Annotated in this window: 15 protein-coding genes; 10 read left to right on the top strand and 5 right to left on the bottom strand. The window is 61.6% G+C overall.

Annotated features, from left to right (window positions below):
* Window positions 1-32: 32 nt before the first annotated feature.
* Window positions 33-1697 carry an electron transfer flavoprotein-ubiquinone oxidoreductase gene (locus tag OIU37_RS11975; RefSeq protein WP_168316707.1) on the bottom strand — a complete coding sequence of 555 codons (1665 nt, stop codon included), beginning with the start codon at window positions 1695-1697 and terminating at the stop codon, window positions 33-35.
* 252 nt (window positions 1698-1949) lie between these two features.
* On the opposite strand from OIU37_RS11975, the gene OIU37_RS11980 reads away from it, so the two are divergent.
* The gene (locus tag OIU37_RS11980; protein WP_168316708.1) at window positions 1950-2738 is read left to right on the top strand and encodes an SDR family oxidoreductase; all 789 of its coding nucleotides are present in this window, start codon (window positions 1950-1952) and stop codon (window positions 2736-2738) included.
* Between the two features lie 9 nt (window positions 2739-2747).
* Here OIU37_RS11980 and OIU37_RS11985 read toward each other — a convergent pair whose 3' ends face one another.
* Complete coding sequence (locus tag OIU37_RS11985) at window positions 2748-3626, bottom strand: phosphotransferase family protein (RefSeq protein WP_264257572.1); 879 nt, start codon at window positions 3624-3626, stop codon at window positions 2748-2750.
* Between the two features lie 289 nt (window positions 3627-3915).
* On the opposite strand from OIU37_RS11985, the gene OIU37_RS11990 reads away from it, so the two are divergent.
* The 6 genes from OIU37_RS11990 (at window position 3916) to OIU37_RS12015 (ending at window position 11397) form a co-directional block, all read left to right on the top strand.
* The gene (locus OIU37_RS11990; RefSeq protein WP_168316709.1) at window positions 3916-5223 is read left to right on the top strand and encodes an efflux RND transporter periplasmic adaptor subunit; all 1308 of its coding nucleotides are present in this window, start codon (window positions 3916-3918) and stop codon (window positions 5221-5223) included.
* Window positions 5220-8336: an efflux RND transporter permease subunit gene (locus OIU37_RS11995; protein ID WP_264257573.1), complete on the top strand. Its 3117-nt coding sequence runs from the start codon at window positions 5220-5222 to the stop codon at window positions 8334-8336. Before OIU37_RS11990 ends, OIU37_RS11995 begins: the two co-directional genes overlap by 4 nt.
* 217 nt (window positions 8337-8553) lie before the next feature.
* Window positions 8554-9846 (top strand): Hsp70 family protein, encoded by a 1293-nt coding sequence (locus OIU37_RS12000; RefSeq protein WP_264257574.1) that lies wholly within the window; start codon window positions 8554-8556, stop codon window positions 9844-9846.
* Window positions 9847-9914: 68 nt separating this feature from the next.
* Window positions 9915-10817 carry a uracil-DNA glycosylase family protein gene (locus OIU37_RS12005; protein WP_180693353.1) on the top strand — a complete coding sequence of 301 codons (903 nt, stop codon included), beginning with the start codon at window positions 9915-9917 and terminating at the stop codon, window positions 10815-10817.
* A 131-nt stretch (window positions 10818-10948) separates the two neighbouring features.
* Entirely contained in the window at window positions 10949-11140 is a 192-nt protein-coding gene (locus OIU37_RS12010; RefSeq protein ID WP_180693354.1) for a hypothetical protein, read from the top strand.
* Window positions 11141-11238: 98 nt separating this feature from the next.
* Window positions 11239-11397, top strand: coding sequence for a hypothetical protein (locus OIU37_RS12015; RefSeq protein ID WP_180693355.1), 159 nt, complete (start codon window positions 11239-11241; stop codon window positions 11395-11397).
* A gap of 91 nt (window positions 11398-11488) precedes the next feature.
* Here OIU37_RS12015 and OIU37_RS12020 read toward each other — a convergent pair whose 3' ends face one another.
* Both OIU37_RS12020 and OIU37_RS12025 read right to left on the bottom strand, forming a co-directional pair.
* On the bottom strand, window positions 11489-12376 hold the full coding sequence (locus OIU37_RS12020) for a hypothetical protein (RefSeq protein WP_319004718.1): 888 nt from the start codon (window positions 12374-12376) through the stop codon (window positions 11489-11491).
* A 245-nt stretch (window positions 12377-12621) separates the two neighbouring features.
* Window positions 12622-13560 (bottom strand): DMT family transporter, encoded by a 939-nt coding sequence (locus OIU37_RS12025; protein ID WP_180693357.1) that lies wholly within the window; start codon window positions 13558-13560, stop codon window positions 12622-12624.
* A 346-nt stretch (window positions 13561-13906) separates the two neighbouring features.
* On the opposite strand from OIU37_RS12025, the gene OIU37_RS12030 reads away from it, so the two are divergent.
* The 3 genes from OIU37_RS12030 (at window position 13907) to OIU37_RS12040 (ending at window position 20351) form a co-directional block, all read left to right on the top strand.
* Window positions 13907-15013: a methyl-accepting chemotaxis protein gene (locus tag OIU37_RS12030; RefSeq protein ID WP_168309702.1), complete on the top strand. Its 1107-nt coding sequence runs from the start codon at window positions 13907-13909 to the stop codon at window positions 15011-15013.
* 187 nt (window positions 15014-15200) lie between these two features.
* Window positions 15201-17849, top strand: a complete 2649-nt coding sequence (gene pepN, locus OIU37_RS12035; RefSeq protein ID WP_180693358.1) for an aminopeptidase N — start codon at window positions 15201-15203, stop codon at window positions 17847-17849.
* Window positions 17850-18041: 192 nt separating this feature from the next.
* Window positions 18042-20351 carry a PAS domain-containing sensor histidine kinase gene (locus OIU37_RS12040; RefSeq protein WP_264257576.1) on the top strand — a complete coding sequence of 770 codons (2310 nt, stop codon included), beginning with the start codon at window positions 18042-18044 and terminating at the stop codon, window positions 20349-20351.
* Window positions 20352-20534: 183 nt separating this feature from the next.
* Here the strand turns inward: OIU37_RS12040 and OIU37_RS12045 are convergent, their stop codons facing one another.
* Window positions 20535-22529, bottom strand: a complete 1995-nt coding sequence (locus OIU37_RS12045) for a PhoX family phosphatase (RefSeq protein WP_180693360.1) — start codon at window positions 22527-22529, stop codon at window positions 20535-20537.
* Window positions 22530-22672 lie beyond the last annotated feature (143 nt).

Consider the following 22672-nt stretch of genomic DNA (forward strand, 5'->3'; position numbering starts at 1 on the left):
CGCAAGAATTGTCGCGGTGGGGATAATCCGCCTCACATATTCGGATAGACCGGCCCCTCGCCGCCCTGTGGCGGCACCCAGTTGATGTTCTGGTTGGGGTCCTTGATGTCGCAGGTCTTGCAGTGCACGCAGTTCTGGGCGTTGATGACGAAGACGTCCTTGCCGTCCTTTTCCACCCATTCATAGACGCCGGCCGGACAGTAACGCGTCGACGGGCCGGCATAAATATCATGCTCGGACGACTTCTGCAGGTTCATGTCCTTGACCTGAAGATGCACCGGCTGGTCCTCCTCGTGATTGGTGTTCGACAGAAACACCGAGGACAGGCGATCGAAGGTCAAGACGCCGTCGGGCTTCGGATAGGCGATCGGCTTGTGCTGCGACGCCGGCTCCAGGCTCTCAGCATCGGTCTTGCCATGCTTCAGCGTGCCGAAGACGGAAAAGCCGAACAGCGTGTTAGTCCACATGTCGAAGCCGCCGAGCGCCACGCCAAGCGCCGTGCCGAACTTCGACCACAGCGGCTTGACGTTGCGGACGCGCTTCAAATCCTTGCCGATATCGCCCTTGCGCCATTCATTCTCGATCTCGATCACGTCATCATGACTGCGGCCTGATACAATCGCGGCGGCGATCTTCTCGGCCGCCAGCATGCCCGACAGCACCGCATTGTGGCTGCCCTTGATGCGCGGCACGTTGACGAGACCGGCCGAACAGCCGATCAGCGCCCCGCCGGGGAAGGAAAGCTTCGGCACCGACTGGTAGCCGCCCTCGGTGATGGCACGCGCCCCATAGGACAGTCGCTTGCCGCCCTCGAAGGTGGTGCGGATCGCCGGATGCGTCTTGAAGCGCTGGAATTCCTCGAAGGGATAGAGATAGGGGTTCTTGTAATTGAGGTGGACGACGAAGCCGACGGCCACCAGATTGTCTTCCAGGTGATAGAGGAAGGAGCCGCCGCCGGTCTTCATGCCGAGCGGCCAGCCGAAGGAATGCTGCACCAGGCCCGGCCGATGGTTTTCCGGCTTGACCTGCCAGAGCTCCTTGATGCCGATGCCGAATTTTTGCGGCTCGCGGTCCTTTTGCAGATCGAACTTGGCGATCAGCTGCTTGGCGAGCGAGCCGCGCACACCTTCGCCGATCAGCACATATTTGCCGAGCAGTTCCATGCCGCGGGTATAGTTCGGTCCAGGCTCGCCGTTCTTCTCGATGCCCATATCGCCGGTGGCCACCCCGATGACGGCGCCCTCGTCATTGTAGAGCACTTCGGTTGCGGCAAAGCCCGGATAGATCTCGACGCCGAGTTCTTCGGCCTTGGTCGCCAGCCAGCGACAGACGAGCCCAAGCGAGACGATGTAGTTGCCGTGATTGTTCATCAAGGGCGGCATCAGCACATTCGGCAGACGAACAGAGCCAGCCGGACCGAGCAGCAGGAAGTGATCGGCGCTGACCTTGGTCTTGAACGGATGATCGGCCTCGTCGCGCCAGCCGGGCAGCAGCCGGTCGATGCCGATCGGGTCGACCACCGCGCCCGAGAGGATATGCGCGCCGACTTCCGCGCCCTTCTCCAGCACGACGACGGAGACTTCCGGATTGACCTGCTTCAACCGGATCGCCGCTGCAAGACCGGCAGGACCGGCGCCGACGATAACAACGTCGAATTCCATGCTCTCGCGTTCGGGCAGCTCAGTCGTCTCGGTCATTCACTCGTCTCCGCTTGGCGGCACGCGGCCGTCATCCCCGTCATGGCACTTTCTTGTCAAAACGAGAAAGCATTGTCGAGCCGGGATACGACAGCCAATCTTCCAATTCGCACAATGATGAGGCCTCGTCCGACAGAATTACATAACGCTTACGTTAACGTCAATTATCAAACGCTACCGAACCGGTCACATGCCCTTTCCTTTTCCGCCGCTTGCGCCTTATACATCGCTCAAAGCTATCGGAGGACAATCATGGATCTCGGCATCAACGGCAAACGGGCACTCGTCCTCGCCTCCTCGCGCGGCCTCGGCCTCGGCATCGCCGTGGCGCTAGCGCGGGAGGGTGCAAACGTGCTGCTCTGCGGGCGCAGCGGCGAACAGCTGGAGGCCAATTGCAAGGCGATCAATGCCGAAGGCAAAGGCCGGGCCGACTGGATCTGGGCCGATCTCGGGGACGAACGCTTCGTCGAGATGGTGACGACGGCGGTAAAGGAGAAGTTCGGCGGGCTCGATATCCTCGTCAACAATACCGGCGGACCGACGCCCGGCACGACGGAGGACATGACGGGCGAAAAGCTCGAAATCTATTTCCTCTCCATGGTCGCTCGGGTGATCACGCTCACCAATGCGCTGCTGCCCGGCATGAAGGCGCAGGGCTGGGGCCGCATCCTGACCGTTGCATCATCCGGCGTGATCGAACCTATCGCCAATCTGGCACTGTCGAATACGCTGCGCCCGGCCCTTGCCGGCTGGAGCAAGACGCTTGCCTCCGAAGTGGCGGGCTTCGGCGTCACCACCAACCTGCTCTTGCCCGGCAGCATCCTGACGGCGCGGCTCGACGATCTCGACGGAGCTGCGGCAAAGCGGACCGGCAAGAGCCTCGAGGAGATCCGCACCGACAAGGAAGCGCGCATTCCGGTCGGCCGCTATGGCAGGGTCGAGGAATTCGCCGCAACGGCTGCCTTCCTGTGCAGCCAACCGGCAAGCTACATCACCGGCTCGCTCATCCGCTGCGACGGCGGCGCGGCACGATCCGTCTGACATTCCCTCTCAGCCGACGCGGGCGGCCGCCGCCCATGTCGCCACACTTCGGATCATCTGTTCGACGTTCGCCGGATCGTCCGCCAGTTCGGCGAGCTCGGACAGACGATGGAAACCCGTCAGGATCGAAATGCGCCGCCGATCGAGCCTGCGCCCGGTCAGCGTTTCATAGGCCGATACGATGCGTGCGGTCAGATCGGGCGAGATGAAGTTCGAGTAGATGAATTCCTGGTGCAGCGGGCCAAAGCCTGAATCGGCGAAATCATAGATGCCGTTGAGCTTCCTTTGCGCATGGTCGAAGGCCATGTTCCAGCCATGACCATCGAAGAAGCCGTAGATGTTGCCGTAGGGATCGGGCGGCAAGGCTTCGAAATCGGAAATAATGGCCTGCGCAAAGCTCCTGATGTCAGGCAGCAGCAGCGGCAAAGCCTTTATTCGCACCGTCTCGGGCGATTGCCATGGCTGGATCGCCCCGGCACCGGCCGATCGTATGCGATCGGCATCGACTACATGCAACTCGGCGTAAAAACGCGCAAGATCTTCCGCGAGGCGCTGACGATCGCCTTCGCCAAGCGCATCGTAATCTTCGGCAATGAGATGTTCGCCGTCGAGCTTGGCATGGCTGGAGAAGATCGGCGGCCCGTCGTGAATGCGCATGTCGGGAACCGCAATCGACAGCGACGGCCGAACGATAGCGAGCAAGGCGGCTTCCTTCACAAGCGCTCTTTCCGCACTTGAATGGCGCGGAAACTTGAAGATCAGCGTGTCATCGACGTCGACGGCAAGCGAATCCCAGCCCTTCGCCGCCAGCTTGAAGACGGAGGCCGTGAGTTCAGGAAATATGCTTGTTATGAGAGAGCGAAACTCGCTGGCGTCCAACTCAGTCATGACGACCTGCCTTCCCTGGTTTTGCGCGTTCCTCCGGCGCGGTGGACGGCATACGGGCCGGCATCGTCGCCCCGGTGAACCGCCTTCGCCGCCGTCGTCGGACGGCATCGGATTACACTGGCTCTATATTAGTATAGTTTGAATATTACGGAATATTCATTACAAAATTTTAAGCCGTTCTAACCACTTAGTGATCGCACACCGGGAATTATGTCTTTTTTGCGCCGCAATATAAGCAGCTCAATCAGAGCATAAATTTTGCAACCTTGCTCAAGACCGGTTCTCGCCCATGAAGAAATTTTGGATCACCGTCAGCGTTATCGCAATTGCCGCCATCGGCGTCTGGCAATTCGGGAATCTGATCCCCTATGCCTCCCGAATTCCCTACCTCTCGCAGTTCATCAAGCAGCCGGCCGGCGGCAATGGCGGCGGGCAGCAGACACAGGCCGATCAGCAGGCCAATCCGGCGCAAGACGGTGGCCAACATCAGGGCGGCGGCCGCAAACGGGGCGGCGGCGGCCCAACCGTCGTCAAGACTGTTGCAGCCGTGAAAACGACGCTGCCGATGGATGTGACGGCGACCGGCTGGGCCGATGCCGATGACAATACGACCATTGCCGCCCAGGAACAGGGCCTGATCGTCAGCATCGATGCACAGGACGGGGCGACCGTCAAAGCCGGCGACCTGATCGCCAAGTTGGACGACCGGACGGCCAAGGCGACCGTCGACAAGGACAATGCGATGATCGTGCGAGACGCGGCAACCCTTTCGGAAGCCGAGACCGCGTTGACGCGCGCGCAGGACCTCTTCAACCAGAAGGCCGGCACCCAGCAGAGCCTCGACCAGGCGGTCGCCGCCCGCGATACCGCTGCGGCCACGGTCGATGCCGACAAGGCGTCGCTTGCCTCCGATCAGATCTTGCTCGAGCACACCGATATCCGCGCTCCCTTCGATGGCCGGCTCGGCGATATCGCCGTCAGCAAGGGCGCTTTTCTCAGTGCGGGGGCGGCAATCGTCACCATCGCGAAATACGATCCGATCTATGTGAAATTTCACCTTCAGGAGCGCTATCTGCGGGAGCTGAAGAGCGCTCTGGCAAGCGGTCCGGTCGAGGTCAGCACCGCCCCCAATTCCACCAAGGGGCAAGTGCGAAAAGGCGAGATCAGCTTCTACGACAACACGGTCGATACGGCCTCGGGCACGATCCTCGCCAAGGCGAAATTCGAGAATGCCTCCGGCGCGCTCTGGCCCGGCCAGTCGGTCAACATCGTGGTGCATTTCAACAATGACGAACAGCAGGTGGTGGTGCCAACGGTTGCCGTCAGCCCCGGCCCGGAGGGTTTCTTTGCCTTCGTCGCCAAGGACGGCAAATCGCAGCTGACGGCCGTTACCGTTGCCCGCGCAAATGGCGGCTTCACCGCCATAGAATCGGGTCTTCAGGCAGGCGATCACGTCGTCGTCGAGGGCCAGGGCCAGCTCAGCGACCAGCAGGCGATCAACGAGCAGTTCGACGAAAAGGCGCTTGATGTCGCCTCCGCCGAAGAGCCTCGGCAACAGCAGCCCTCCGAGACAATCGCGGTGGGAGCTCAGCAATGATCCCGAATTTCTGTATCCAGCGCCCCGTCGCGACGACGCTGCTTGCGATCGGCGTCATTCTGGCCGGTCTTGCCGGTTATCAGCTCGTACCCGTCGCGGCCCTGCCGCAGGTCGACTTTCCCACCATCAACGTTTCGGCACAGTTGAGCGGTGCCTCGCCGCAGACGATGGCGACCTCGGTTGCCACACCGCTGATCAAGCAGTTCGAGACCATTCCCGGGATCACCGAAATCAGCGCCTCCAGTTCGCTCGGCAGCACCAGCATCGTGCTGCAGTTCGACCTCAACCGCGATATCGACGCGGCCGCAGCCGACGTGCAGGCGGCGATCTCGCATGCGACCCGGCAACTGCCCGACAATCTGACGACACCGCCAAGTTATCGCAAGACGAACCCGGCCGATGCGCCTGTCATGCTGCTCTCGGTGCAGAGCAACACCATGCCGCGCAGCAAGCTTGACGACATCGCCGAGAACATCATCTCGCCGTCGCTTTCGACGCTTCCAGGCGTTGCCCAGGTCAGCGTCTACGGTGCGCAGACCTATGCCGTGCGCGTCGAGGTCGATCCCAACAAGCTTTTGACCCGCGGCATAGGCATCGATACCGTCAACAAGGCGCTTGCTGCCGCCAACAGCCAGCAGCCTGTGGGAACGCTGCAGAACAATTCGCAAAGCATGACCATCACGGCGAACACGCAGCGCACCAGTGCCGAACAATTCCGTTCGCTCGTCATTGCCAATCCGAACGGCGCGCCGATCCACCTCGGCGATATTGCCGATGTGCAAGACAGTGTCGAGAACCAATATACCGGCAGCTGGTATGACGGCCAACGCGGCATCATCCTCGCCATCCAGCGCCAGCCGGATGCCAATACGGTCGATGTCGTCGATGCGATCAACGCCAAGCTGCCGCAGCTTCACGCCGAAATCCCGCCCTCGGTCAACACGGTCGTCATGAATGACGCAGCAAAGCCGATTCGCGATGCCATCTCCGATGTGAAGTTCACACTGCTCCTGACGATCGGCCTCGTCGTTCTCGTCATCTACCTCTTTACCGGCCACGCGACAGCAACGATCATTCCCGGGCTTGCCGTTCCGCTATCGCTGATCTCGACTTTCGGCATGATGTATGTGCTCGGCTACAGTATCGACAACATCTCGCTGCTCGGGCTGACGCTCGCGGTGGGGCTCGTGGTGGATGACGCCATCGTCATGCTCGAGAACATCCTGCGCCATGTCGAGGAAGGCATGCCGGTGCGGGAAGCGGCGATCAAGGGTGCGGGCGAAGTCAGCTACACCATCATTTCCATGTCGGTTTCGTTGATCGCGGTCTTCATCCCGATCCTGCTGATGGGCGGCGTTGTCGGCCGGGTGTTCAACGAATTCGGCATGGTGGTTGCGATTGCGATCATCTCCTCGGCAATCGTCTCGCTGACCGTGACGCCGATGCTCGCCTCGCGTCTGTCCAACCACCAGAGCCGCCCGCCGCTCATGATCCGCATCTTCGATGCCGGCTTCGAACGGACGCTGCGCGGCTATGACAGGGCTGTCGGCTGGTGCCTTCGCCACCGCCCCACGATCCTCGGCGTTTTCCTCGCCTCGGTGGCACTGACGATCTATTTCTTCATGACGCTGCCGACAAGCTTCTTCCCACAGGAGGATATCGGCCGCCTGACGATCAGCACGCAGGCCCGGCAGGACATTTCCTATTCCGCGATGTCGGCGCTGCAGCAGCAGGCGGCAGCCGTCGTGAAAGCGAACCCGGCGGTCAACCATGTGATGTCGACGATCGGCGGCAACCCCAACAAGCCGCAGAACAACGGCTCTATGTTCGTCGAACTCAAGGACAAGAAGGAGCGTCCGCCGCTTGACCAGACGCTGCGCGAACTGCGCACGGCGATCAACAAGATCCCCGGCTTGCAGGCCTTCGTGACGCCGAACCAGAGCCTGCGCTTCGGCGGCCGCCAGACCGCCAGCCAGTATCAGCTGGTGGTGCAGGCGCTGAGTGCTGATCAGACCAACCTGTGGGCCGGCAAGATCCAGGCGGCGATGCGCAAGGATCGGCTGTTCACCGACGTGACCTCGGACGCGCAGAACAACGCGCTGCAGGCCAATATCGTCATCGATACAGAGCGGGCAGCCGCCTACGGGATCGACAATGACACGCTGCGCACGACGCTGCAGGAATCCTTCAGCGGATATGCAGCGGCGGAAATCCAGTCTACCGGCGACAGCTACGACGTCATCGTCGAATATGACACGAGCAAGCCCTGGGACGACCAGAAGCTCTCGGAGATCCGTGTCGCCTCGGCCAATGGCAGCCTGGTGCCGCTTTCAAACTTCGCGCATGTCGAGCGGACGGTCGGCCCTGTGACAATCAACCAGACGGACCAGCTCGTCTCGACCACCGTTTCCTTCAACCTGCCGGAAGGCGTCTCGCTCAGCGACGCGACGGCGGCAATCGACCAGATCAAGACGGAAATGAGCATGCCGGCCGACGTCTTCACCTCCTATGGCGGTACAGCGCAGATCTTCGAGCAGTCTCAGGGCAATACGCCATACCTCATCCTGGCGGCGGTGCTGACCATCTATGTCGTGCTCGGCGTGCTCTACGAGAGCTTCATCCACCCGCTCACCATTCTTTCCGGCCTGCCTGCGGCGGCCTTCGGTGCGCTGCTGGCGCTTGATATGATGGGTTTCGACCTGTCGATCATCGCCCTTATCGGCCTGTTGATGCTGATCGGCATCGTCAAGAAGAACGCGATCATGATGATCGACGTGGCGGTGGAGACCATGCGCACGACCGGCGAAAAGGCGACGGTGGCGATCCACGAGGCCTGCGTGCGACGCTTCCGACCGATCATGATGACCACCTTCTGCGCCCTGCTCGGCGCCTTGCCGATCGCGCTCGGCACCGGCGCAAGTTCGGAACTGCGCCAGCCGCTCGGCATCGCCGTCGTCGGCGGCCTGATCGTCTCGCAGATGCTGACGCTCTTCATCACCCCGGTCATCTTCGTCGAGATGGACCGCTTCGGCAATTTCCTCGGCCGCCTCATCGGCCACAAAAAGGTCGAGGAGCCGGAGGTACAGGAGGCAAGGGCAATGGCTGCCGAGTGATGACGGCCCTCTAAGTTCGGCATTGCCGATTGACCCTTGCGGCGCACTTCTTCTTCCAACCGGGAGAAGAAGTGCGCCCGCGATCACATCAACGTCCGCTCCTCTTGAATGTGTCACGCCTCTGTGGCATCACCCGCCCTCCTTGATCCGGGCGTTCGCACGCCCCCGCGGAGCGATGCTCCGTCTCCAATAACAATCGGCATGAAGAGGTGCGGGCATGGCTCAGGCGCTGGGTTTCGACTTCGGCACGACGAATACGGTTCTCGCCATGGCGGATGGTGGGGCGACACGCTCGATGGCGTTCACGAGCACGGCGGGTACGGCAGACAGCATGCGCACGGCGCTTTCCTTCATGAAGGATGCCCAGCTCGGCGCCTCAGTGCTGAAGGTGGAAGCAGGCCATGCGGCGATCCGCCAATTCATCGACAATCCCGGCGAATGTCGCTTTCTGCAGTCGATCAAGACCTTTGCCGCAAGCGCGCTGTTCCAGGGCACGCTGATTTTCGCCAAGCGGCATAATTTCGAAGATCTGATGGAGATTTTCGTCAGGCGCCTGCGCAACTATGCCGGCGACCACTGGCCTTCGGATGTCAGCCGCATCGTCACCGGCCGGCCAGTGCATTTTGCCGGCGCCAGTCCCGATCCGGCGCTGGCGACCGAGCGCTACAATGAAGCGCTGTCGCGCTTCGGCTTTCCCGAAATCCACTATGTCTACGAGCCGGTCGCTGCCGCCTTCTACTTCGCGCAGAACCTGAAGCAGGATGCCACCGTGCTGGTCGCCGATTTCGGCGGCGGTACCACCGACTATTCGCTGGTCCGCTTCGAGACCGTCGCCGGCAAGCTGACGGCAACGCCGATCGGCCATTCCGGCGTCGGCGTGGCCGGCGACCATTTCGACTACAGGATGATCGACAACATCGTCGCGCCGCTGATCGGCAAGGGCAGCCATTTCAAAAGCTTCGACAAGATCCTCGAAGTGCCGTCCAACTACTATTCCAGCTTCGGCCGCTGGAACCAGCTGTCGATCTTCAAGACGACGCGCGAATTCGAGGATCTGAAGAAGCTGGTGCGCACCAGCCTGGAACCGGAAAAACTCGAAATCTTCATTGACCTGATCGATCATGACGAGGGCTATCCGCTCTATCAGGCGGTGTCGGCGACGAAGATGGCACTCTCGGCATCCGAGGAAGCGCCTTTCGATTTCGCGCCGCTTGGTCGCGGCGGACATCGCAGCATCAAGCGCAGCGATTTCGAAGGCTGGATCGCCGATGATCTCGCCCGCATCGAAGGCGCACTCGACGACGTGCTCGACAAGACCGAAACGAAACCGTCGGAGATCGACAAGGTGTTCCTGACCGGCGGCACCTCCTTCGTGCCGGCGGTGCGCCGAATCTTTACCGAACGCTTCGAGCGCGACCGGATCGAAAGCGGCGGCGAGCTGTTGTCGATCGCCCATGGCCTGGCGCTGATCGGCGAACGCGGCGACATCGCGCAATGGACGGTGCAATAGAGCCTGCAAGGGCGGGCAATCTGCCGGCCGCCCTTTCAATGCCCCTGTCACTCCGCTAAGCTTGCCGCATGATCTCCGCCAACGACCTTTCCCCAGCCGAGCTCGCAGCGCTTCTGCATTTCCATGCGGATGCCGGCGTGGAATGGCTGCTGGAGGAAGAGGCGATCGACCGCTTCGCCGAGTTCGAGGCGATGAAGGCCGCCCGCCGCCCGGCGGCGGCACCGGCGCAGCAGCAACGTCCCGCCGCAGGGGAACGCCCTGCCCCAGGTCAGGCACCGGTGCGTCCAAATGCAGCGGCGCGCCCAGCGCCTGCCGAACGCGCAGCATCCGGTCCGCAACCGGCAATCCCGGATGGCGAGGCGGTGCAGCAGGCGCGCTTCGTCGCCGAAACCGCGCGATCGCTCGCCGAACTCAAGACCGCGATCGAAGCCTTCAATGGCTGCAACCTCAAGCACAGCGCCCGCTCGACCATCTTTGCCAGCGGCGATGCCGAGAGCGGGATCATGGTGATCGGCTCGGCGCCGAGCGCCGAAGACGATCGCGAGGGTTTGCCCTTCTCGGGAAAATCCGGTCAGCTGTTCGACAAGATGCTGGCGGCGATCGGGCTGACGCGCTCGGGCGTTCTGTTGACGCAGGTCATCCCCTGGCGACCACCTGGCAATCGTGCGCCCTCGGCGGCGGAAATGGATATCTGCCGACCCTTCATCGAGCGGCAGATCGCGCTTGCCGAACCGAAGGCGATCCTGCTGCTCGGCAATTTTTCGGCGCGCTTCTTCTTCGGCGAAAACGATACGATTCACGGGTTGCGCGGCCGTTGGAAGGAGATTGCCGCTGCGGACTGTGTCATTCCTGCCATAGCCAGCCTGCATCCGCAGGATCTGTTAACCGCACCTGTAAACAAGCGGCTGGCCTGGAATGACCTGCTGGCTTTTCAGGCGAAGCTTAAGTCCCTCTCTTTGCTAAGAAATTAGCCAAAGTTGAATAATTTGTGAATCAATCTATGCGTTTTTCGCATGGCTGTATCCCGCCGTGATGCATTGCGGAATCTATGCTGCATCGCAATATCAGCTGTGTCTTGGGAGGAATCACAGGAACCAAGGCCATGAACAAGCGTTTTCGTCCTATCCATAGCGGGTTTGAAACCCTTCGCCTCGCCGGCGACCAGATTCGTTCAACTCAAGGCTACAGCCGTTTCGGCTTTGCCACGAACGAACAGATGATTGCACGCGGCACCGGCACCAACAGCCGCACGGCGCGCCCGAACGCGATTTTCTCGGACTTCCAGCAATATTGAGCAGGAATTCAACGTGTCGCGGCGTCCTTTGCGCGTCTTAAAAAGACGCGCAGCGCGGCAAGCGCCTCGCCTGCCCTTCGTATCAAGAGTACCCCAACATGTCGACGATCCTGAAATCGCTTCTGCGCAACATCGAAACCTTCGAGCATATCCGCGTCGCGGTCTGCGCCGCGCGGGAATATGAGCGCGAGCTTTCGGTCAAGCCGGCCGATGTCGGCACGCGCATTGGCGCAGGCGCTGCCTCGATCGTTCTCTAGAACATTTCCGAGTCATGGAAATGCTCTATCTCGTTGTTTTCGCGCATTCCGGACGCAAAACCGCTGCGCACTTTTGCTGGAAGTGCTCTGGTCAAACGGCCATTTCCTCGATCTGGGCCTTTGCCCATTCGAAGGCTTCGTCGACATAGGCGAACTTGACCGCCTGCCAGGCGCAATATTCCTCGACGAAATCCCGCGATATCCAAAGGTGCGTCTTGCGCGGCTCGTCATGCCAGCCGACGCAGCCGCGCTGCGCCGCTTTTGCCAGCAGCCGCTGCAGATGGGTGCGCGACATCATGAAATCGGCAGCGAGCGCGCGGGTTTCGACGCGGCCGACGGACAACCTCCCCGGCTCGCTGCTTTCCATATCTATCCGGGCCACATCCATCCGGGCGATGAAGTTGTCGACCACGAGGCCGCCGGCTTCCGTCCAGAGGAACAGCGCCACCTGCTCCGGCGGTTCGCGCCAGGCGGCATCTTCGAGGCAATGGCGGGCAATACGCGGCTGAATGAGTCGCATCAGTGATGGATTTGCTTGGAAAAAGGCTGCCCTTTGACCGCCGTCGAGCAGGTCGAGCGCAGCGAGATTGGAGTGAATCCAGGCAAACATTCCCTGATGGCTGACGTCGGCCGGTTCGAAATGACGTGGCCGCCGCCGCTCGTCGCCGGGCGTGTGAGTTATGAAGCGGTAGGTATAGAGTTCTTCGATGAAGGCGAGCACGGTGTTGCGGCTCGCCACCTTGTTTGCGGTGATACGCCCGGTCAGCCGAACGGCAGTGAAACCCGACGTCGGGTCGCGCGGATCATATTCCAGGTGGAGGGCATAGGCCGTCTGAGTCAGAAGCCAGCGTTGATGGGAGGCGAGCAGTCGCGCCAGTCGCGGGCCGGCATCGAACATGCCGCGCATCTGCCCGGCCAAAAAGCGAATGCTCATCAGAAAGGAAGAGTTCCCCACCAATTGCTCCGCTGTGAATGCCATTATGCTCTTCTCCACCTCCACTCGCCGGCCAGCGTTCGGAGCAACGACACCCGAGAGCTCCTCCGGCATCAGCGGCCATTCAGACATGCACAGCTTGGAATAAATGATACTCTCTCATGTTCAACAATCATATTCCGCAGACCGGCGGTATCCCAAGAATTCACCATTCTTTTCACTCTTTGAGCGCAAGTTTCAAACCACCGCAATCCCCGCGTTAAAACCTTGATAACATGCGCTTAGAGGCGTCAGGCTTGCGGCGTCGTGGCCTTGCGCGCCTCTCTCTGCTCGATGCCCAGCTGATGCTCGCGATAGATGATGAAGATGCCGGCGGCGATGACGATGACGGTGCCGATCAGCATGGACACGCTCGGCACGTCGCCGAAGACGAAGTAGGCGACGATGCCGCCGAGCAGGATCGAGGTATATTCGAACGGCGCGATCGTGGAGACGTCGGCATGGCGGTAACTTTCCGTCAGCAGGATCTGCGCGACGCCGCCGCAGAAACCGGCGGCGATCAGATAAAGCGCCGCCGGCCATGCCAGGATGAGCCAGCCGAAGGGAAGAGAAGCCAGCGAGAACACCGAGGCGGTGATCGAGAAATACAGCACGATCGTCGCCGTCTTCTCTTCCTCGACGAGGCGGCGCACCTGGATCATCGCCACGCCGCCGAGAACGGCCGAGAACAGCACGCAGAGCGCGCCGACGGCCTGTTCTGCTTCCATGCCGCCATCGCGAAACAGCGTAAGTTTCGGCCAGGAAACGATGGCGACGCCGACGATGCCGACCAGGACGGCGCTCCAGCGATAGATGCGCACGGCCTCGCCGAGAAAAACGGCGGCGAAGATGACGGCGACGAGCGGCAACGCGTAGCCGAGCGCGATCGCCTCCGGCAGCGGCAGATGCAGCAGGCCGTAGAAACCGAAAGCCATCGACAAGATGCCGATCGTGCCGCGCTTCAGGTGACCGATTGGATTGGCCGTGTAGAAGGCAGCCCGCAACTGCCTGTTATAGGCCAGATAGGCCATGATCGGGAAAAGCGCGAAGAACGACCTGCAGAAGGTGACCTGACCCGGCGGAATGTCCGAGCCCGCCAGCTTGATGAAGGTCTGCATGGCCAGGAAGACCACGACCGACGAGACTTTCAGCGCAATGCCTCTCATCGGGTTTCTGAGAACCGAGTGCATGATCCTGGCTCTTGATACTGACTTAACCGGAACGGGGAGACGCGTTCGACTCGGGAACGCAGCAGGTGGCGCCTTCCATCGTAGCGAAAGAAAAACCCGATTGGCGAAAAAACCGCAAGCAACTTGAGAGAATCACAAAAACGCCGTCAGTGGCAGGCTCAACCGTGCTGCTTATGCGCCACCGCTCTGAAATTTCCCGTTTTGAGCCATTCACCCCGAAAATGTTCATCTCTCGGGGCTAGCCGTTAACCAATTGAAAACCATAGGCAAGCATCGTTTTTATCGCTGATCTCGAAATTTTCTTCACCACACAAACAATTGTCCGTTCCTTCCAGGATCCCATTTGATGAAGCCGCTTAGCGCCGAAACCATTGCCCAGTCGCAGAATGCGACACCGCGGTCCATGCGCGTCGTCACCGACGGTATCAGCACCGACCTCGAGCGCTTCAGCGCCGACAACACCCATATCGTCAAGCAGATCAAGCTGCTGGCGATCAATGCGCTGATCGAGGCGGCCAGAGCCGGCGAGACCGGAAAGGGCTTTGCCGTCGTTGCCAACGAGGTGCAGCGGTTGGCGCAGATCGCGACCGATATCACCGGCAGGTTCGAAAGCAACGTGCTTGGCCGCATCGGCCTCAGCCGCGCCATGGCCGATTCGCTGGTCGAGGAGATGGAGGGCGTTCGCCTGACCGATCTGGCGCAGACGCTGGTGCAGCTCATCGTCCGCAATCTCTTCGAACGCACGGCCGATGTGCGCTGGTGGGCGACGGACCCGGCGCTCTGGCAGGCGCTGCAGAACCCGAGCCGGGAAACCGTCGCCTTTGCGGCGGAGCGTCTCGGCGCCATCAACCGCTTCTACACCGTCTATCTCGATCTCGTCATGACCGATCTCTCGGGCAAGGTGATCGCATCCGCCAATCCCAAGTTCCAGCGCAAGATCGTCAGCACGAGCCTTGCCGGCGATCCGTGGTTCCGCGCGGCGTCGGCCTGCTCCTCCGGTGACGCCTATATCGTCGACGACGTCAAAGCGAGCCCACTGCACGACGCCAGGCATGCGCTCGTTTACGCCACAGGCATCCGCGAAGAGGGCAAGCTCGACGGGCGGCTGATCGGCACGCTCGGCGTCTATTTCGACTGGCAGAACCAGGGCCAGGCGATCGTCGAGAAAGAGGCCAACCTGCCACCGCAGCTGGCGGAAAGAACGACGGTCATGCTGCTCGACGGCAAGAGCCGGGTCATCGCTACCACCAATCCCGCCTTACTCTTTTCCCATTTCGCCCTCGCCAATCCGTCCGGTCAGGCGAAAGGCAGCTACTACGACAATAATGGCTCGATCGTCGCCTTCGCGCGCACCCTCGGCTACGAGGATTACGACGGGCTCGGCTGGTACGGCGTCGTCGTGCAGCAGACGGAAAACGACGCGACGATCAAGGCAGCCCTCAATCTGAAGTAGCACCCTTCTCCCCGCGGCCGTGTTCATCCGTTGCCAATAAGATATTTTGCCCGCGAACTTGGTGTTCGCGGGCAATTTGCTTTAAGTTTAGTTCAGACTTTAATGTAATCATCCCCGGCAAAATTTATGGCAGAGTGCGCCCGCCTCTGTATTCGCGATTGTCAAATAACGGTCTTCAGGAAACACCATGCGAACAGATACCGGCCAGGTCATTCATCTGGCAGATTACCGTCCCACCGACTTCGTGCTGGAACGTGTGGACCTGACCTTCGAACTCGACCCGACGGAGACAAAGGTCGAGGCGCGTCTGATCTTTCATCGTCGCCCGGGCGCCGATCCGGCAGCGCCGATCGTTCTCGACGGCGACGAACTGACGCTGACGGGGCTGCTGTTCGACCAGGTGGAACTGGACCATTCGCATTACGACGCAACACCGGAAAGCCTGACGGTGCGCGACCTGCCGGAGAGCGCGCCCTTCGAACTGACGATCACCACCGTCATCAACCCTGAGGCCAACACCAAGCTGATGGGCCTTTACCGCACCGGCGGCATCTACTGCACACAGTGCGAGGCGGAGGGTTTCCGCCGCATCACCTATTTCCCCGACCGGCCGGACGTGCTTGCGCCATTCACGGTCAACATCATCGCCGACAAGGACGCCAACCCGCTGCTTTTGTCGAACGGCAACTTCCTCGGCGGCGCCGGCTACGGCCCCGGCAAACATTTCGCAGCCTGGTTCGACCCGCATCCGAAGCCGAGCTATCTCTTTGCGCTCGTCGCCGGCGATCTCGGCGCCGTCGAAGACACGTTCACGACCATGTCCGGCCGTGAGGTGGTGCTGAAGATCTATGTCGAGCACGGCAAGGAGCCGCGCGCAGCCTACGCCATGGACGCGCTGAAACGCTCGATGAAGTGGGACGAAGAAAGGTTCGGCCGCGAATACGATCTCGATATCTTCATGATCGTCGCCGTCTCCGATTTCAACATGGGCGCGATGGAGAACAAGGGCCTCAACGTCTTCAACGACAAATACGTGCTTGCCGATCCGGAGATCGCCACCGATGCCGACTATGCCAATATCGAGACGATCATCGCGCATGAGTATTTCCACAACTGGACCGGCAACCGCATCACCTGCCGCGACTGGTTCCAGCTGTGCCTCAAGGAAGGGCTGACGGTCTATCGCGACCACGAATTCTCTTCCGACCAGCGTTCGCGCGCCGTCAAGCGCATCGCCGAAGTGCGCCACCTGAAATCGGAGCAGTTCCCGGAGGACGGCGGCCCGCTCGCCCATCCGGTGCGGCCGACGACATATCGTGAGATCAATAATTTCTACACGACGACCGTCTACGAAAAGGGCAGCGAAGTCACGCGCATGATCGCGACGCTGCTCGGCAAGGACGGCTTCAAGAAAGGCATGGACCTCTATTTCGACCGCCATGACGGTGAGGCCGTGACGATCGAAGATTTCGTCAAATGCTTCGAGGATGCAAGCGGACGCGACCTCACACAATTTTCGCTCTGGTACCATCAGGCCGGCACGCCGCTCGTCACCGCATCGGGCAGCTATGATGCGGCGGCCGGCAGCTTCACCCTGTCGCTCGAACAGATGATCCCGGCAACACCCGGCCAGCCGAGCAAGGAGCCGATGCATATTCCGCTCAGCCTCGCGCTGTTTGGCGAAAACGGCGGCAAGATCGAGCCGACCTCGGTCGACGGCGCGGAATATGCCGGCGAGGTGCTGCATCTCACGGGCCGCACGCAGACGGCCGTGTTCCATGGTGTTGGGTCGCGGCCGGTCGTTTCGATCAACCGCAGCTTCTCGGCGCCGATCAACCTGCATTTCGATCAGAGCCCGGCCGATCTTGCCCGTCTCGCCCGCCATGAGACCGATCATTTCGCCCGCTGGCAGGCATTGACCGATCTGGCGCTGCCGAACCTGCTGAAAGCGGCCCGCGACGCCCGCGAGGGAAAGCCTGTCATCTGCGAGGCGACCTTCGTCGAGACGCTGATTGCGGCGGCCGCCGATGAGAGCCTCGAGCCCGCCTTCCGCGCCCAGGCGCTGGCTCTGCCGAGCGAATCCGATATCGCCCGAGAACTCGGCGGCAACAACGATCCCGATGCCATCCATGCCGGCCGGCAGGCGGTCCTGAAACAGATCGCCGATGCCGGAAAGGATGTCTTTGCCGGCCTCTACGCAGCGATGACGACATCAGGCGATTTCAACCCGGATGCGAAAAGCGCCGGCCTGCGGGCGCTGCGCAATAGCGCCCTCACCTACCTCTCGCATGCCGAAGAGACGCCGGCCCGCGCCAAGGCTGCCTTCCATGCGGCCAACAATATGACCGATCTCAGCCATGCGCTGACGATCCTCGCCCATCGTTTTCCCGACAGCGCGGAGACGAGCGAGGCGCTCGCCACCTTCCGTGACCGCTTCGCGGAAAATGCGCTCGTCATCGACAAATGGTTCGCGATCCAGGCCGGCATTCCGGGTGCCGAAACCCTGGGACGGGTCCGCGCCCTGATGGACGATCCGCTCTTCAAGCGAACCAATCCGAACCGGATGCGGTCGCTGGTCGGCACCTTCGCCTTTGCCAACCCGACCGGATTCGGCCGCGCCGACGGCGAAGGCTACCGCTTCCTCGCGGATCAGATTCTCGATATCGACAGGCGCAACCCGCAGCTTGCCGCCCGCATCCTCACCTCGATGCGCTCCTGGCGCTCGCTCGAATCCGTGCGTGCCGATCATGCCCGCTCGGCGCTGATCGAGATCGAGCGGGCCGCCGATCTTTCGACCGACGTGCGCGATATCGTTGAGCGCACGCTTAAAGGGTAATTTGATTCGACCGGCCATCAGGAGAAATTCGGCGGCCGGTCGCCCAGCACCTCGAATCACCTGGAAAAACCCGAAATTATAAATAGTTAACGGATTTTTACCTTTGCCTCTGGACAAGGCGAATCACCCATGATTCTCTAGGTCAGGTTCGAGCGAGCGGCGCGCGAATCACATGAGGGACAAGGCGAAGAGATGATGGACGTGCGGCGGGCAACCGTGGCCGAAGGACGGCTGCGTGTCGATTTTGACGGGCTCAAAGCCTGGCGCGACAGCCTTTCCGGCCATGCGACATCGGAACCACTTCTCCGTTATCTGCCGAAGGCCGAGCTGGTCTTGAAGCGGGCCATCCCGGCGCTGATCGTCGCCTTCCTCTCCGTCGTTGCCGCCTCGCATTTCTTCGGCATGATGAGCGAATACGGGCGGCTGGAGGCCTCGGCGCGCCACGCCACCGCACTTTCGGCGGCGACCGCCTCTGCGGTGTTTGCCGATGCGGCCGACATCTTCGACAGCGGCGATATCACCGGGGCGCAGGCCCGCCTCGCCAAATACCTGCCGCAGGATCGGCTGGACAGCGGCGCTTTTGTGCTGCTCGTGCAGGCAAGCGGCAAGGTTTTTGCGGCGACCACCGCCGGGCTTTCGCATGTTGGCAGCAACGTCGGCGATTTCTTCCCCGAGGTCTCGGCGATCCGCCGCTTCGGCGATCGCGCCGGCGTCATCGAAACGACGATCGGCGGCGTGCCGCACTATGCCGAGATCACGCTGATGGGCAATGCCGGCGGTTATATCGTCGCCGCCACCTCGCTCGACGAGATCGACCAGCTCTGGCGCGAGGAACTGGCGCTCAACGTCACGCTGTTTGCCGGCATCTCCTCCATCCTGCTCGTCATCCTCTATGCCTATTACACGCAGGTAAAGCGCGCCCGCGACGCCGACGACATCTTCCTGGAATCGAACCTGCGCGTCGAGACGGCGCTGTCGCGCGGCCGCTGCGGCCTCTGGGACTTCGATTTCGAGAACCGCGAATTCTTCTGGTCGCGCTCGATGTACGACATGCTCGGCCTGCCGGGCTCCGACAAGACGATGGGTTTCGGCGAAGCCGCCCGACTGATGCATCCCGATGACGGCGGGCTCTACGAGATCGCGCGCGCCATCGGCAAGGGCGCTTCCGGCCAGGTCGATCAGATCTTCCGCATGCGCCATGCCGGCGGCCACTATGTCTGGATGCGGGCGCGTGCCCAGGTGATCCGCAGCAATTCCGGCCGTATGCACCTGATCGGCATCGCCATGGACGTGACCGAACAGCATCGGCTCGCTCAGCGCTACGCAGAAGCCGACCAACGCCTCGCCGACGCCATCGAATGCACCTCGGAAGCCTTCGTGCTCTGGGACAAGAACGATCGGCTGGTCATGTGCAACACGCATTTCCAGCAGGCCTATGGCCTGCCGGACAGCGTGCTCGTGCCCGGCACCGAGCGCTCGACCGTCAATGCCGCCGCCGCCCGGCCTGTCATCGAGCGGCGGATTTCCGATGCCGACGGCTCTGGCTATTCGCGTACGACGGAGGTGCAGCTCGCCGACGAGCGCTGGCTACAGATCAACGAGCGGCGCACCCGCGACGGTGGCAGGGTCTCCGTCGGAACCGACATCACGCTGATGAAGCGCCATCAGGAGCGGCTGCGCGAATCCGAGCGCCGGCTGATGGCAACGATCGGCGATCTTTCCGCCTCGCGCCAGACGCTGGAGAGCCAGAAAGCCGAGCTCTCGACGGCCAACGCCAACTACCAGGCGGAGAAGGAACGCGCCGAGGCCGCCAACAAGGCGAAATCGGAATTCCTCGCCAACATGTCGCATGAGCTGCGCACGCCGCTCAACGCCATCCTCGGCTTCTCGGAAATCCTGCAGAACCAGATGTTCGGGCCGCTCGGCTCGCTGAAATACGACGAATATGCCCGCGATATCCATGACAGCGGCAAACATCTGCTCAATGTCATCAACGACATTCTCGACATGTCGAAGATCGAAGCCGGCCATGTCAGGCTGCATTGCGAGCGCATCGACCTTGTGCCGCTGATCGAGGAAAGCCTGCGCTTCACCGCCATGCCCGCGGCTGAAAAGAACATCGTCATCGAACAGCGCATCTGCTCCGGCCTGACGCTGATGGCCGACCGCCGGGCGATGAAACAAGTGCTGCTCAACCTGCTCTCCAATGCGGTGAAGTTCACCGACAATGGCGGCCGCATCGCCGTGCGCACCCGCCGCGTCGATGGCGCCGTCGTCGTCACCATCGCCGACACCGGCATCGGTATTCCACGCTCGGCGCTGTCGAAGATCGGCCAGCCCTTCGAACAGGTGCAGAGCCAGTATGCCAAGAGCAAGGGCGGCTCCGGCCTCGGGCTCGCCATCTCCCGCTCGCTGACCTCGCTGCATGGCGGCCGCATGAAGATCCGCTCACGCGAAGCGGTCGGCACCGTGATCTCGCTGCGCATTCCCGACGATATCTAGGTGTCGGACATAACCCAGTACCGCTGTTATCTAACTCGAAAACCTTGCGACCACGCCCGAGTCGCCCGCGCGTCGCTTGAAAAGGGGGCCGGATGATGCGCTCATCCCGGCCCCTAACTGGTCTTCACAGCTGCCTGGCAGTCTCACTGCCCTATAGTTGGGGCTCGACCGAGTTTTATGCCGTCAGACGGCAATCTTGCCGCCGCCGGCCTTGGTGATGGCGACGACCGCGGGCCGCACCGGCATATCGGGTTTGAAGTCCGGCCAGCGGGTGGAAAGGTCCTCGTAATAGGACGGGCGGCCGTGACCCGGCCAGTCCTCGCCGCCATCGCCGGGATGCTGCACGGCGACGAAGGCGGTCTGGTCATCCGGCGTAAAGAGGGGGCCGCACATTTCGGCGCCGACCGGCACGCGGAAGAACAGTTTCGACGTGGCACGCGCCGCTCCTTCCGTATCGACGGCCCACAGACCGTCGGTGCGGCCGGTGGCCTTGTTGTTGTTGCCGTCCGTCGACACCCAAAGGCGACCAGCGGAATCGACGGCGCAGTTGTCGGGCATGCCGAACCAGCCGTTCTTGGTCGTTTCAGTCGAGAAGGTCGCGCCGACGGCCGCAACGGACGGATCGCCGCACTTCAGAAGCACTTCCCACTTGCCTGAGGTGGCCGTGAAGTCGCCGTCGTTTTCGGAGATCTCGATGATATGGCCGAAGGCGTTTTCCGCGCGCGGGTTGGCGGCGTCCACCTGGTCGGCCTTGCGGCGGGTGTTGTTGGTCAGCATGACGTAGACCTTGCCGTTGACGCTGTTTGGCTGGACGTCTTCCGGGCGGTCCATCTTGGTAGCCCCGAGCGCGTCGCCGGCGCGGCGACATTCGATCAGCACGTCGGCCTGGCTGGTGAAGCCGTTCTCGGCCGTCAGCGGGCCTTGGCCGAAGGTCAGCGGCAGCCACTGCATAGTGCCGTCCTCATTGAACTTGGCGACATGGAGCGTGCCGCTGTCGAGCAGGTTCATGTTGGCGGCGCGGTCGTTCGGGTTGAACGTAGCGTCGGTCACGAACTTGTAGACATAGTCGAAACGCTCGTCGTCGCCGAGATAGAAGACCACCTTGCCGTTCTTGGCGACGATCGACTCGGCACCCTCATGCTTGGTGCGGCCGAGCGCCGTGCGCTTCTTCGGCGTCGACGTCGGGTCCATGACGTCGACCTCGACGATCCAGCCGAAACGGTTCGGCTCGTTCGGCTCCTTGGCGAGATCGAAGCGATCGTAGAAATTGGCCCAATCGTAGCCGCCTTCCGGAACGCCGTAACGCTTGTAATTGGCGGCTTCCTTGTGGCCTTCCGGCAGATTGCCGGAGAAATAGCCGTGGAAATTCTCTTCCGCCATGATGTAGGTGCCCCAAGGCGTGACGCCGCCGGCGCAGTTGTTGATCGTGCCGATGGCGCGGGTGCCGGTCGCGTCCGCACTGGTCTTCAGGCGATCGTTGCCGGCGGCCGGACCGGAAATGTCCATCGGCGTATTGGCGGTGATGCGGCGGTTATATTTGCCGTCGGCGACGACCTGCCACTTGCCGTCCGCCTTGCGGATCTCGACGATGGTGCCGCCATGAGCGGCCATCTCGACATCCACCTGCTCCTTGCTCAGCGGGCCTTGCTTGATCTTGCCGTCGACGACCTGGACGAGGCCGGGGAACATCAGATGCGGGTTCGTATATTCGTGGTTGACGACGAGCAGGCCGTGCTCGGACGAACCTTCGAGCGGAATGAAGCCGACATAGTCGTTGTTGTAGCCGAACTGCTTGCTCTGCGCATCGGCCGTCTGCTTCGTCGGGTCGAACTCGGGAGCGCCCGGTAGCACGGCATCGCCCCAGCGCAGCAGGATATCGGCATTATAGCCTTCCGCAATGTGATGCTTGTCGTCGACGCCGGCTTCCACTTCGGAGAAGTTGAAGGCGGAGCCCTTGTTGTCAGCGGCGCGCGCCTCGTCGGCGCTCATGAGCGCGATCGGGCTGACAGTTGCGGCAATCGCCGAAACGGCAAGCGAGCCCTGCAGAAAATTGCGGCGCGAGAAGCGCTTGCCGATGATTTCGCCCATCGTCGGATTGGCGCTCATGTTGTGGCCGTCGCCATCGGCGTCTTCAAGCTGCGTCGTCGGGAAGATCTTCTGGGAAATATGCTCGTTCATTGGCTCGCCTCCAAGTTAAGATTTACCCCAAGTCTGGAGCCATTCTAACCTAAGGTTACACTATTACAGGCGTGCGACAGGCATCAAAATGTCGAGCAGGCGGCTCACAAGGCTGAGGCATCACCGTTCTCTCAGAAAAGAAG

It is taken from the genome of Rhizobium sp. BT-226, from assembly GCF_025847085.2.
GTDB lineage: Bacteria > Pseudomonadota > Alphaproteobacteria > Rhizobiales > Rhizobiaceae > Rhizobium > Rhizobium sophorae.